The 11,594-nt window shown below is 64.2% G+C and carries 10 protein-coding genes and 1 pseudogene; 2 read left to right on the forward strand and 9 right to left on the reverse strand.

Annotated elements, in window-relative coordinates:
* The 3 genes from PF446_RS07270 to gluQRS all read right to left on the reverse strand — a co-directional run.
* On the reverse strand, positions 1-689 hold a 689-nt coding region (locus PF446_RS07270), incomplete at its 3' end, for an FAD-dependent monooxygenase (RefSeq protein ID WP_298070654.1).
* A gap of 136 nt (positions 690-825) precedes the next feature.
* Positions 826-1,305, reverse strand: coding sequence for a polyhydroxyalkanoate synthesis repressor PhaR (gene phaR, locus PF446_RS07275; protein ID WP_298070656.1), 480 nt, complete (start codon positions 1,303-1,305; stop codon positions 826-828).
* Between the two features lie 64 nt (positions 1,306-1,369).
* Positions 1,370-2,260, reverse strand: coding sequence for a tRNA glutamyl-Q(34) synthetase GluQRS (gluQRS, locus tag PF446_RS07280; protein WP_298070658.1), 891 nt, complete (start codon positions 2,258-2,260; stop codon positions 1,370-1,372).
* Between the two features lie 124 nt (positions 2,261-2,384).
* Between gluQRS and htpG the strand changes: the two genes are divergently transcribed.
* Positions 2,385-4,256 carry a molecular chaperone HtpG gene (gene htpG, locus PF446_RS07285; RefSeq protein ID WP_298070660.1) on the forward strand — a complete coding sequence of 624 codons (1,872 nt, stop codon included), beginning with the start codon at positions 2,385-2,387 and terminating at the stop codon, positions 4,254-4,256.
* 64 nt (positions 4,257-4,320) lie between these two features.
* On the opposite strand, the gene PF446_RS07290 is transcribed toward htpG, so the two are convergent.
* The 6 genes from PF446_RS07290 to PF446_RS07315 all read right to left on the reverse strand — a co-directional run bounded on the left by PF446_RS07290 (position 4,321) and on the right by PF446_RS07315 (position 11,227).
* Entirely contained in the window at positions 4,321-4,851 is a 531-nt protein-coding gene (locus PF446_RS07290; protein ID WP_298070662.1) for a 3-hydroxyanthranilate 3,4-dioxygenase, read from the reverse strand.
* Between the two features lie 79 nt (positions 4,852-4,930).
* Complete coding sequence (locus PF446_RS07295) at positions 4,931-5,683, reverse strand: anti-sigma factor (protein WP_298070663.1); 753 nt, start codon at positions 5,681-5,683, stop codon at positions 4,931-4,933.
* Positions 5,680-6,243: a sigma-70 family RNA polymerase sigma factor gene (locus tag PF446_RS07300; protein ID WP_298070665.1), complete on the reverse strand. Its 564-nt coding sequence runs from the start codon at positions 6,241-6,243 to the stop codon at positions 5,680-5,682. The genes PF446_RS07295 and PF446_RS07300 overlap by 4 nt, the downstream gene beginning before the upstream one ends.
* 118 nt (positions 6,244-6,361) lie before the next feature.
* Positions 6,362-8,251, reverse strand: coding sequence for a DNA topoisomerase IV subunit B (gene parE / locus PF446_RS07305; RefSeq protein ID WP_298070667.1), 1,890 nt, complete (start codon positions 8,249-8,251; stop codon positions 6,362-6,364).
* Positions 8,252-8,451: 200 nt separating this feature from the next.
* Positions 8,452-10,257 (reverse strand): aminopeptidase P family protein, encoded by a 1,806-nt coding sequence (locus PF446_RS07310; RefSeq protein WP_298070669.1) that lies wholly within the window; start codon positions 10,255-10,257, stop codon positions 8,452-8,454.
* A gap of 70 nt (positions 10,258-10,327) precedes the next feature.
* Complete coding sequence (locus PF446_RS07315; protein WP_298070670.1) at positions 10,328-11,227, reverse strand: LysR family transcriptional regulator; 900 nt, start codon at positions 11,225-11,227, stop codon at positions 10,328-10,330.
* A gap of 95 nt (positions 11,228-11,322) precedes the next feature.
* On the opposite strand from PF446_RS07315, the pseudogene PF446_RS07320 reads away from it, so the two are divergent.
* Positions 11,323-11,594, forward strand: a pseudogene (locus PF446_RS07320) (sulfur reduction protein DsrE); the annotation flags it as partial.

An 11,594-nucleotide genomic window follows, 5' to 3' on the forward strand; every position in this document is an offset into this window, starting at 1 on the left:
TAGCCGCCGCGCGGCCACACGTGCAAAGCATGGGGGTCCATCGCATGCCGTGCGCCAGGAGCCGCGGATACGGGGCGGGTGTTCTGTGCAAGAGCCGCCAGTGGAGGGATCTCGAGCTCCTTGTAGCCATGGTCGAGCATATCCGTGCGTTCGCCAAGGTCGAGTTGTGTCGCCATGGCCTTGCGCAGGGTCGACCCGGCTCCATCCGCACCCACCAGCACGGGGGCACGCAGTTGCGTGCGTGTGTGGTCGGCATGCTCGAGCGTGATCGTGCCCTGCTCGAAGTCCGCCGCCACCATGCTGGCGTCGAAGCTCAGCTGCGCTCCACGGCGTTCGGCGGCATCCAGCAGCAGCATGTTCAGGTCACCGCGTGAAACCGACCAGATGACTTCCTGGTCATTCACTCCATATCTTTGCAGTTCGGTCCGGCCATGTGGATCGTGCAGCATCCGGCCGCGCATCATCACGGCCTGGTTCAGCACGGCGTCTTCCAGACCTGCCATCCGCAGGGCGCTGTAGCCGCGTCCGGCCAGTGCAAGGTTGATGGAACGGCCGCCCGCGAAGCCCGCGCGTCGCGGGTCCGGGAGTTTCTCGATGACCCGCACCGCCAGTCCGCGCCGTGCCAGCAGCGTGGCCAGCAGTGCGCCGACCAGGCCGGCTCCGATGATGGTGATCGGTTCGCGTTGCATGCAGTATTCCATGCCGGATAGACGCTCACTGCCGGCGAGCAGGATGGGTTTTGCCATCCGCGATGTCAGGATGGACGGCGTAGATTCGGGAAATGGGCTGGCATCGCATGTACCGCGGCGCATCAAATCCGTGCAGTCAGGATTTTTTGGCCCGGTTTGCTGCCAATGTCGCGGCTGACGCGTCCGTGTGGCTGGATTGCAACAAAGTGTAGAGATCCATGTTGCGCTCGGCGAGTTCATTCAGGACCGTGCCCGGCGCCTGGCCCAGCATGTCTTCGAGCTGGGCGCGGAAATGCTGTTGCTGATCGAGGAAGACCTGCAGGCTGCGTTCCAGATACGGACCCATGAAACCCTGCAGTGTATCCCCGTAGAATCCGATGATCTGGGTCAGCAGCTTGGGCGACAGCATGGGTTGGCCGTGTTCCTCATGCTCGGCGATGATCTGCAGCAGGACCGAACGGGTCAGGTCGCGACCTGACTTGGCGTCTCGCACTTCGAATGCCTCGCCATCCAGAACCAGCTGGCGAACTTCTTCAAGAGTGATGTAACTGGAGATCTCGGTGTCGTACAGGCGCCGGTTGGGGTACTTCTTGATGGTGCGCTTGGTCTGTGACATGCGGCGAAACTAGCAGAATATATTGCACTGCACCAGTGGCGAAGTCGGGTTCGTTGCATGCCTGTCACGGCAACGGAAGTGACCGTTCCCGCGGAGGCCAGGGAAGTTGTTTGCTGCGCGGCAGGCGTGCTCGATCAAACCGGCGCCATGCGCTTTCGAGGAGGTGTTCCACGCAGCACTCGTCGGAGACCTCCTGACCGAGGAAGGCCAAAGCACGGGCAAGTTCCCGAACCGGGTCATCGCCGGCTGCAGGAAGATCGCGAGCGCTCTTGGACAGTTTTCCGCCATCCTCGCGCAGGGCAATCGGCAGGTGCAGATAGTCCGGCGTGGGCAGGCCCAGAAGCTGCTGCAGAAAGATCTGGCGTGCGGTGGAGGCGAGCAGGTCGCTACCACGCACCACCTCGGTCATGCCTTGCGCGGCATCGTCCACCACGCAGGCGAGGTGGTAGGACCAGCAACCGTCGGCGCGACGCAGCACGAAATCGCCCACCACCTTTCGCAGATCCTGTCGCTGCTGGCCCTGGAGGCCATCGATGAATGTGATCGTGCGGTCGGGGACGCGGATGCGCCAGGCCGGTTCGCGATCGTCTTGCGGCGGGGTGATGCAGTGCCCGTCGTGATGCACACCGCCCCGGGCAGCAAGATCCGCCCGGCTGCACCAGCATGCAAATACATGGCCATGCTTGTGCAGGGCATCAAAGGCCTGCTGATAGTCCGCCCCACGTGCGGACTGATAGAGCACCGGGGCGTCCGCCTTGAGACCGAAGCGCTGCAGGGTGCCGAGAATCGCAGCGGCCGAGCCGTCCACTTCGCGCGGCGGGTCCAGGTCCTCCATGCGCAGCAGCCACTGGCCGCGGGCCTGGCGGGCGCTCAGCCAGCTGCCCAGAGCAGCGACCAGCGAGCCGGCATGCAACAGGCCGGTGGGCGAGGGAGCGAAGCGTCCGCGGTAATTCATGCCCCGATGATGCCAGCGCGCCCTTGAAAGTGCGCCCCAGTGCCCCGAAAAAGCCTGCATGCCCCGCCGCGCTACCGCCCGGCGCCACCACCGTCTTCAACGCCTTGTACTGGAGTCCATCCGCATGAACGCGAACGCCACCGAAACCCGAAAGTTCGAAGCCGAAGTCGCCCAGGTCCTGCACCTGGTGACGCATTCGCTGTATTCGCACAAGGAGATCTTTCTGCGCGAGCTGATCTCCAATGCCTCCGACGCCTGCGACAAGCTGCGTTTCCAGGCCATCGCCGAGCCTGCCCTGACGGGCGAGGACACCGATCTGCACATCGACGTGCTGTGGGATCCGGAGGCGCGCACGATCAGCGTGCGCGACAACGGCATCGGCATGACCCGCGAGGACGTGATCGCCAATATCGGCACCATCGCCAGTTCCGGCACGCGCAAGTTCCTGGAGAACCTGAGCGGCGACCAGAAGGCCGATTCGCGCCTGATCGGCCAGTTCGGCGTGGGCTTCTATGCCGCCTTCGTGGTCGCCGACAAGGTCACCGTGCACACCCGCCACGCCGGCGCGGACGCATCACAGGGCGTGAAATGGGAGAGCGACGGCAAGGGCGAGTACCTGCTCGAGAACGAGACGATCGAGGCGCGCGGCACCACCGTCACGCTGCATCTGAAAGACGATGAGGACGAGTTCCTCAAGGCCTGGAAACTGCGTTCGCTGGTGCACCAGTATTCCGACCACGTGGCGTTCCCGATCCGGCTGCCCAAGGACGAGGACGGCAAGCCGGGCACGGATCTGGAAACCATCAACGATGCGTCCGCGCTGTGGGCTCGCCCGAAGAGCGAGATCAGCGACGAGGACTACGTCGGCTTCTACAAGAGCATGGGCCATGACTTCAATGATCCGCTGGCCTGGACCCACAATCGGGTGGAGGGCAAGCAGAGCTTCACCACGCTGCTTTACCTGCCGGCGCAGCCACCGTTCGACCTGATGATGGGCGGCCGCGACGAGCGCAAGGGCCTGAAGCTCTACATCAAGCGCGTGTTCGTGATGGATGCCGCCGAGCAGTTGCTGCCGGCCTACCTGCGCTTCGTGCGCGGCGTGGTCGACTCGGACGACCTGCCGCTCAATGTCAGCCGCGAATTGCTGCAGCAGAACCGCCAGGTCGACCGTATCCGCGGCGCCTGCGTGAAACGCGTGCTGGACCTGCTGGACAAGCTCGCGCGGGACGAGGGCGACAAGTACGCCACCTTCTGGAAGGCCTTCGGCAATACCCTCAAGGAGGGCGTGGTCGAGGATCCGGACAACCGCGAGCGCGTCGCGGGATTGCTCCGTTTTGCCTCCACCTCGGGCGAGGCTGCGGCGCAAACCGTGTCCCTGGACGACTACATCGGTCGCATGCAGGCCGGGCAGGACGCCATCTGGGTGATCAGCGCCGAGACCCACGCCGCCGCCGCGGGCAGCCCGCAACTGGAGTCGCTCAAGGCCAAGGGTATCGAGGTGCTGCTGCTCTCGGACCGCATCGACGAGTGGATGCTTGGCACGCTGAATGAATACAAGGGCAAGCGCCTGCGCAACGCATCCAAGGGCGAACTACCGCTGGATGCGGCCGACAAGGAGAAGCAGGAGACCGCCAGCAAGCAGGCCGAACCGTTGCTCAAGCGCATCAAGGATCTGCTCGGTGAGCGCGTCTCCGACGTGCGGGTGTCGTCCCGCCTGGTGGATTCGCCGTCCTGCCTGGCGCTGGCCGATCACGACATGGCCCCGCACCTGGCGCGGCTGCTGCGCGAGGCCGGCCAGGCCATCCCCGACACCACGCCGGTGCTGGAGGTCAATCCTGGCCATCCGTTGCTCAAGCGTCTGGAAGCGACTACCGATGATGCGGCCGCCGGTGACTTGTCACAGTTGCTGCTGGAGCAGGCCGAAGTCGCCGCCGGTGCGCCACTGGCGGACCCGGCCGCGTTCCTCAAGCGCGTGAACCGCCTGATCGCATCCTAGAGTGGAATCTTCGGACACCTCTCCCTGCAGCAGGGGGAGGCCGGGGAGGCGCTTTTTGGCGTTCCTACGATGCCCGGCTGTATTTTTCGGGGGCCGGATTCAGGTGTCCGCAGGCCTCGCATGTGCGCGCGTTGCGCGAGCCGTAGAAGCGCTCGAACACCGGCGGGAAGTCGTCCTCGATGCTGTGCAGGGTGAAGAACTCCTGGTACAGCTTGTGGTTGCACTGTTCGCAGTACCACAGCAGGCCGTCCTTCTCGTTGTCCAGACGCATGCGCTCGATCACCAGGCCGACCGATCCGGCCATGCGCTGCGGCGAATGCGGCACCCTGGGCGGCAAGTAGAACAGCTGGCCGGCGCGGATCGGGATGTCGCGCGGCTGACCTTCGTCCTGCACCTTGAGCACCATTTCGCCTTCGATCTGGTAGAAAAACTCCGGACCTTCGTCATGGTGGTAGTCGCTGCGCGCGTTGGGCCCGCCCACGATCATGATGATGAAATCACCGTCGACGATGCACTTGTTGCCGACCGGTGGCTTGAGCAGGTGACGATGCTCTTCGATCCAGCGGTCCAGTTCGATGGGGGGCGTCAGTGCCATGCGTGTGCTCCAGTGCAGGGGACCACGGCAGGGTCCGTGCGGCAATCGTAACGCCTGGTGGTTCAGTCCGGTCGGTGCATCAGGCGCCGTTGATGCTGCCCTTGGCGATGACCGGTCCGGTCGGCTGGCCGGTCGGCGAGCCACCTGGCGGCTCGACCGAAACCGCCAGCAGGGCCTTGTGGCCCAGCTGCGCGAGCAGGGCGGGATCAAGTGTGACCCGGGTACTCTTGTCGCGGGCGATCAGGCCCAGCGAGATCGGCTTGTGGCCGGGCGGGATCAGCCACAACTGGGTGGACTTGCCCGAGGTCACCGCGGCCGGCGTGGCCGGGATCACGATCATGCTTTTGTGGCCGACATCCACGGTCGCGGTCCATCCGGCCACGCCGTTGTCCTGCTTGATCTGGGCGACCAGGTAGCGGGCTGCCGGGGCCGTCACCGGCGCGGCAGGCTGCGGCGCGCGGGGGATCGTGAACAGCAGCACCAGACAGGCCGCGGCCAGGCCGCTTGCGCCAATGCCGATCCAGTGCCACAGGCGCAGGTTGTTCCAGAATCCGCCCTGTGTCGGGCGCGCGATCCTGGCGTCCTGCCTGTCCGGATGCAGCCCCAGTTCGGAAACAATACGTGCCCACACATACGGGGCCGGTTCAACCGGGGCGATCTCCTCGGCCAGCGGCGTCAGACGCTTGTGCCAGCCGGCCACGGCGTCGGCCAGTTCCGGATCGTCCTGCATCTGCTGCTCGATCTGGCGGCGCTGGGCAGCATCGAGCACGCCCAGCGCGTATTCGGCGCCGCGCAGCTTTTCGTGTCCGTCATGGTCGGTTGTCGTATTCATCGTTCCAGGCAGGTGCGCAGCTTGATGAGGCTGCGTCGAATCCAGCTTTTCATGGTGCCCAGAGGCACATCGATTCGTTCCGCTAACTCGATATACGTGGCGCCACTGTAAAAAGCTTCACGCACCGAATCACGATGTCTGGATTGCAACTCCTCCAGACAATGTTCGAGACGTTGGTGTTCCTCGCTGGTCTGTGCGTGGGCGGCAGGCTCAGGGTCATCATCGGCCAGTTCGGCGATCACGGCATCGTCACCGGACGTTTCGCGGCGCTTGCGCAGATGGTCGATGGCCTTGTTGCGGCTGAGGGTGATCAGCCAGGTCATGGCAGTCGCGCGCGCGGCATCGAAGCTGGAAGCCCGCCGCCAGACCGTCGCGAAGACCTCCTGCAGGATGTCTTCGGCTTCGCTGCGGTCGTGCAGCATGCGCAGGCACACGCCAAACAGCTTGCGTGAGCTGCGTTGGTACAGCTCTGCAAAGGCGTTCTGGTCACCGCGGCCCGACTGCTCCAGCAGGCGGGCGAGTTGCTCGCGTTCCATCACGACGTCGGGACTCAGGGTCATGCGTGTACCGGGTGGGTCGGAAGATGCATTGCCATGCGGGGCGCATGGCGCAACCCGTCACGCCCGAGAATGGCATCGGCATTTCGCAGGCGCAAGTTCACGTTATGCCCTGGCGTTCTCACACCTCCAGCGAGGCAAGGTCGCCTTTTTCCTCCAGCCATGCCTTGCGGTCACCGGCGCGCTTTCGCGCCAGCAGCATGTCCATGATCTGCGCCGTGCCGTCACCATCGTCCACGGTCAACTGCACCAGGCGGCGGGTGTCCGGATCGATGGTCGACTCGCGCAGTTGCGACGGGTTCATCTCGCCCAGACCCTTGAAGCGCGTGGTGTTGACGGCACCCTTCATCTTCTCGCGTTCGATGCGTTCGAGCAGGATGCGTTTTTCCTCTTCGTCCAGGCAGTAGAACACCTGCTTGCCGACGTCGACACGAAACAGCGGCGGCATGGCCACGAACACGTGGCCCTCGCGCACCAGCGACGGAAAGTGACGCAGGAAAAGGGCCGAGAGCAGAGTGGCGATGTGCAGACCGTCCGAATCGGCGTCGGCCAGCACGATGACCTTGCCGTAGCGCAGGCCCGACAGGTCGTCCCTGCCGGGGTCACAACCGATGGCGATAGCCAGATCGTGCACCTCGTTGGAGGCCAGCACGCCGCTGGATTCCACTTCCCAGGTGTTCAGGATCTTGCCGCGTAGCGGCAGGATGGCCTGGAAGTCCTTGTCACGCGCCTGCTTGGCCGAGCCGCCGGCCGAGTCACCCTCGACCAGGAATAGTTCGGTCCGGGCCAGGTCGCTGGAGGCACAGTCGGCCAGTTTGCCGGGCAGGGCCGGCCCCTGCACGATCTTCTTGCGCACGATCTTCTTGGCAGCCTTGAGCCGCGCGCTGGCATGCTCGATGGCCAGTTGGGCAATACGCTCGCCGGTGTCCACGTGCTGGTTCAGCCACAGCGTGAAGGCGTCGTGCACCGCATTCTCCACCAGCGCCGCGGCCGGGCGCGAGGACAGCCGTTCCTTGGTCTGTCCGGCGAACTGCGGGTCGCGCATCTTCACGCTGAGCACGAAGGCCAGGCGCTCCCACACGTCCTCGGGCGCCAGCTTCACGCCGCGTGGCAGCAGGTTGCGCAGGTCGCAGAACGCGCGCAGGGCATTGGTCAGGCCGGTGCGCAGACCGTTGACGTGAGTACCGCCCTGCGCGGTCGGGATCAGGTTGACGTAGGACTCCTGCACCAGCTCGCCTTCGGGCAGCCAGGCGAAGGCCACGTCGATGGTCTCGCTATCGCGCTCCAGGTGGCGCACAAACAGCTCGCTCGGCAGGCATTCGGTGCCGCCCAGCTCGGACTTGAGATAGTCGGCCAGGCCGTCCTCGTAGTGCCACTCCAACACTTCGCCGCTGGCTTCGTCCTCCAGACGCACGTTGAGGCCGGCGCAGAGGACTGCCTTTGCGCGTAGAAGATGCTTGAGCTTTGACATGGAAATCTTTGAAGAATCAAAGTATTTCGGATCTGGCCAGAAGCGCAACGTGGTACCGGTACGGCGCTTAGCGACGCTGCCGACGATCTCCAGTCCGGAGCTGCGTTCGCCGTGGGCGAAGCCCATGCAGTATTCGTTGCCGTCGCGCTGGATGGTCACGTCCAGGCGCGTGGACAAGGCATTGACCACGGACACGCCGACGCCGTGCAGGCCGCCGGCGAAGGCGTAGTTCTTGTTGGAGAACTTGCCGCCCGCGTGCAGGCGCGTGAGGATCAACTCGATGCCGGGAACGCCCTCCTCGGGATGGATATCCACCGGCATGCCGCGGCCGTCGTCGCGCACTTCCACCGAACCATCCTTGAAGACCTTCACTTCAACCGTCTTGGCATGTCCGGCCAGCGCCTCATCCACTGAATTGTCGATTACTTCCTGGGCCAGGTGGTTGGGCCGGCTGGTGTCGGTGTACATGCCCGGACGGCGCTTGACCGGATCCAGACCCGAGAGGACTTCGATGTCCGCGGCGTTGTAGCGACTGCTCATGTGGAAGGATGGGTTCCCGATGGAGGGTGATTGGACTGGGTTGATTCGGCGCTGCAGCATGGCCAGCACATCGCATGCGGTCAAGTCTGCGCCTTGCGGTCGGATCTGTCTGCGAAAGCAACGGGATTCCTGCGTACACCAGCACAAGCAACGCACCCATGAGACGTGCAAGCCGGTTTCACGAATGGCTCAGTTCGGTTTCAGGGCTGGACCGGGGCGCAGCGTAACTCGAGCCACGTGCGATCCGCTTCATCCAGCAGCGGCGACAAGGCCTCGCAGACCTGCGCATGGTATTCATTGAGCCAATCGCGTTCGTTCGCATCCAGCAGGTCCAGGTCCAGCGCCCGGGTGTCGATCGGGCACAGGGTCAGGGTTTCGAAACCTAGGAAGCGGCCAAACTCGGTTTCCTCGCATTCGATCACTACCGCCAGGTTCTCGTGTCGGACACCGTGGCGTCCGGGCTTGTACAGCCCCGGCTCGATCGAGCTGATCATGCCCGGTTCCAGGGCCACCAGGGCTCCACCAGGTGCCGGAGGACGAATCCCGTGCGGACCTTCGTGCACATTGAGAAAATAGCCCACGCCATGTCCGGTCCCGTGGCCGTAATCGCCACCCGCCGCCCAGATTGGCGCACGCGCCAGGGCGTCCAGCTGCGGTCCGCTGCTGCCTGCGGGGAAACGCGCCCGGCTGAGGGCGATCATGCCCTTGAGCACAAGCGCGCAGTCGCGGCGTTGCTCGTCGGTGGTCGGTCCAAAGGCCCACATGCGCGTGATGTCGGTCGTACCGCCCTGGTACTGGCCACCGGAGTCGACCAGAAGCAGGCCTTCCGCGCGGATCAGCGCATGCTGTTCCGGGGTGGCGTGATAATGCGGCATCGCGCCGTTGGCCATGTAGCCGGCAATGGTGCCGAAGCTCTCGCCCATGAAATGCGGGCGGCGGGCGCGGCAAGCGCGCAGGATGTCGGCGACATCGATCTCGCTGGTGGTTTCACCGGACGCAATACGGCGCTCGATGGCATGGACCCCCTGCACCAGCGCGGCGCCATCCTCGCGCATGGTGGCGCGGATATGCTCGATTTCCGCATCGCTCTTGATGGCCTTCATCGCGGTCGACGGATTGGCGTGCTCGATCCGTTTGACGGTTTCGGGCAGGGCGTCGACGATCTCCATCACCACCCGTGATGGATCCAGCAGCACATGCGCCCCGGTGGGCACCTCATGCATGGCCGAGCTTGTTTCCGTGTAATCGCGCACGCCGATGCCATCGGCCTGCAGCTGCGAGACCAGCGCTGCATCAAGTTTGTCGGGGTCGATCAACAGCACGCAGCGATCAGGCTCGATCAACAGGTGGGACAGGAACACAGGGTTGTATTCCACGTCGCTGCCACGCAGGCCGGTGATCCAGGCGATGTCGTCCAGGCTGGACACCAGATGATGACTGGCACCAAGCTTGCGCATGCTCTTGCGAATGCGCTGCAGACGCTGTTGGCGACTGCCTTGCTGACAGTCGTTCGCCTGCGGGTGGACTTTGGCTCGGGGCAGTACAGGTCGTGATGTCCAGATGCCACCGGGCAAATCCAGGTCGGTGCGCAAGCGCGCGCCATGGCCGCGTTCGAGTTCACCGCGCAGCCTGCGGGCGGCCGCCAGCGAGAGCGTGTCGCCGGCGACGGCGAGTGTCTGGTCCTGCTGCAAGTGGCCTGCCAGCCACTGCTCGTATTCGGCGGTATGCGGGATGCGCAATCGCATCAACTGGATGCCGCTACCGTGCAGTTGCTGTTCGGCCTGCTCGAAATAGCGTGAATCGGTCCAGAGTCCGGCGAAGTCGGCGGTCACCACCAGGGTACCGGCAGAACCGTCGAATCCCGACAGCCACTGGCGCGCTTGCCAGTGCCCGGGAAGATATTCGGACAGGTGCGGGTCGGCACTGGCGACCAGACAGGCGTCGACCTGATATTTGCGCATGCTCTGTTGCAGCGCATCGATTCGGGAAGGGATGCTCGATTTCATTCGCGCATGCTAGCAGCCTGATCCGGATGCGCCCCAGTGTCTCCCGGCATGCTGCGGCGTGTTGCTGAGTTCACAAGCGCGTGGGCAGGTCCGATGTCATCAGTTCAAGCAATGCCCTGACCAGCGGCGAGGCTTGCGTGCCCTGGCGGTGCAGGACCTTCAGAGGGCGTCGGATGCACAGGTTGGGTAGATCGAGCTCGCGCAGGCTGCCTTCACGCAACTCGGCCTGCATGCTGATGCGTGGCAGCCAGGCGATGCCGCCGCCATGCACGGCAGCCTGCTTGAGGGCTTCGGTGTTGCCGAATTCCATCACGTTGTCGCCTTTGGCGCGGATGCCGTGCGAGTCCAGCATGGTGGTGATCAGTTCACGCGTACCCGATCCGTGCTCACGCATCAGCAGGGAATGATGCTGCAGGTCCGCTACATCCAGGCGAGCGGCATGCAGAAGCGGATCGTTGCTGGCCGTCACCGGGACCAGCACGTCATCCTGGAAGGTCGTGGCCCCGAGTCCGGACACATGCAGTGGCCCTTCGATGAAACCGATCATGAAGCGCAGGTCCAGGACACCTTCCGAGACCTGTTCGGTATTGCCCACGAACAGGGTCAGCTGCACCTCGGGACGCTGTTTCCGCAGCTGGGTCATGATGCGCGGAAGCAGATAAGTGCCAATGGTGTTGCTGGCGCCGATGCTGAGACGTCCACGACGGGCGCCGGCTTCCTCGCGCAGGGCCAGTTCCGCCGCATGCTCGATGGCGAACAGCCGCCTGGCATGTTCCATCAGGACCTCGCCGGCCTGGGTCAGGCGCATGCCGCGCGGGCGGCGTTCGAACAACACCACGCCCTGGCGCTCTTCGAACATTCGCAGTTCACGCGAGAGTGCGGGCTGGGAGATGTGCAGTTTGCGCGCCGCCGCAGTGATGCTGCCGGTTTCGGCAATCGCATGAAACACCGAGAGGTGATGGAGATTCATGCATAAAATATATCGTTGATGTGCTTATTTTGCATTGGATGCATGTCATCGGCTGCGGCAATCTGACAGGGTTCCACTCCCACAGGAGAACCGACATGCGTGTACGTACTGTTTGGGCCAGCCTCGTCGTGATGGCCTCGGCTCTGGTTTGCCTTCCGGCCATGGCGGCTGGATCCCAGCACGGGTTCTGGTCCACGCCCACGATTCATGGCTACGGCAAGATCCATTATGTGGCCGATGGATCGTTCCAGCCCAAGGCCGATCAGACCTACAAGATCGTGTTTACCCTGACCAAGGCACCGAAGGCGCCGAACAAGGTCAACAGCGCGCTCGATCACGTGGCGCGCACCGTCAACATCTTCGTGGC

It is taken from the genome of Oleiagrimonas sp. (assembly GCF_027858935.1).
Classification (GTDB): Bacteria; Pseudomonadota; Gammaproteobacteria; order Xanthomonadales; family Rhodanobacteraceae; genus Oleiagrimonas.

Bases quoted from the DNA above. Each gene is read 5' to 3' on its own strand.
- phaR (WP_298070656.1), bottom strand. From the start codon at position 1,305: ATGTCACAGACCAAGCGCACCATCAAGAAGTACCCCAACCGGCGCCTG.
- gluQRS (WP_298070658.1), bottom strand. From the start codon at position 2,260: ATGAATTACCGCGGACGCTTCGCTCCCTCGCCCACCGGCCTGTTGCAT.
- htpG (WP_298070660.1), top strand. From the start codon at position 2,385: ATGAACGCGAACGCCACCGAAACCCGAAAGTTCGAAGCCGAAGTCGCC.
- PF446_RS07290 (WP_298070662.1), bottom strand. From the start codon at position 4,851: ATGGCACTGACGCCCCCCATCGAACTGGACCGCTGGATCGAAGAGCAT.
- PF446_RS07295 (WP_298070663.1), bottom strand. From the start codon at position 5,683: ATGAATACGACAACCGACCATGACGGACACGAAAAGCTGCGCGGCGCC.
- PF446_RS07300 (WP_298070665.1), bottom strand. From the start codon at position 6,243: ATGACCCTGAGTCCCGACGTCGTGATGGAACGCGAGCAACTCGCCCGC.
- parE (WP_298070667.1), bottom strand. From the start codon at position 8,251: ATGAGCAGTCGCTACAACGCCGCGGACATCGAAGTCCTCTCGGGTCTG.
- PF446_RS07310 (WP_298070669.1), bottom strand. From the start codon at position 10,257: ATGAAATCGAGCATCCCTTCCCGAATCGATGCGCTGCAACAGAGCATG.
- PF446_RS07315 (WP_298070670.1), bottom strand. From the start codon at position 11,227: ATGAATCTCCATCACCTCTCGGTGTTTCATGCGATTGCCGAAACCGGC.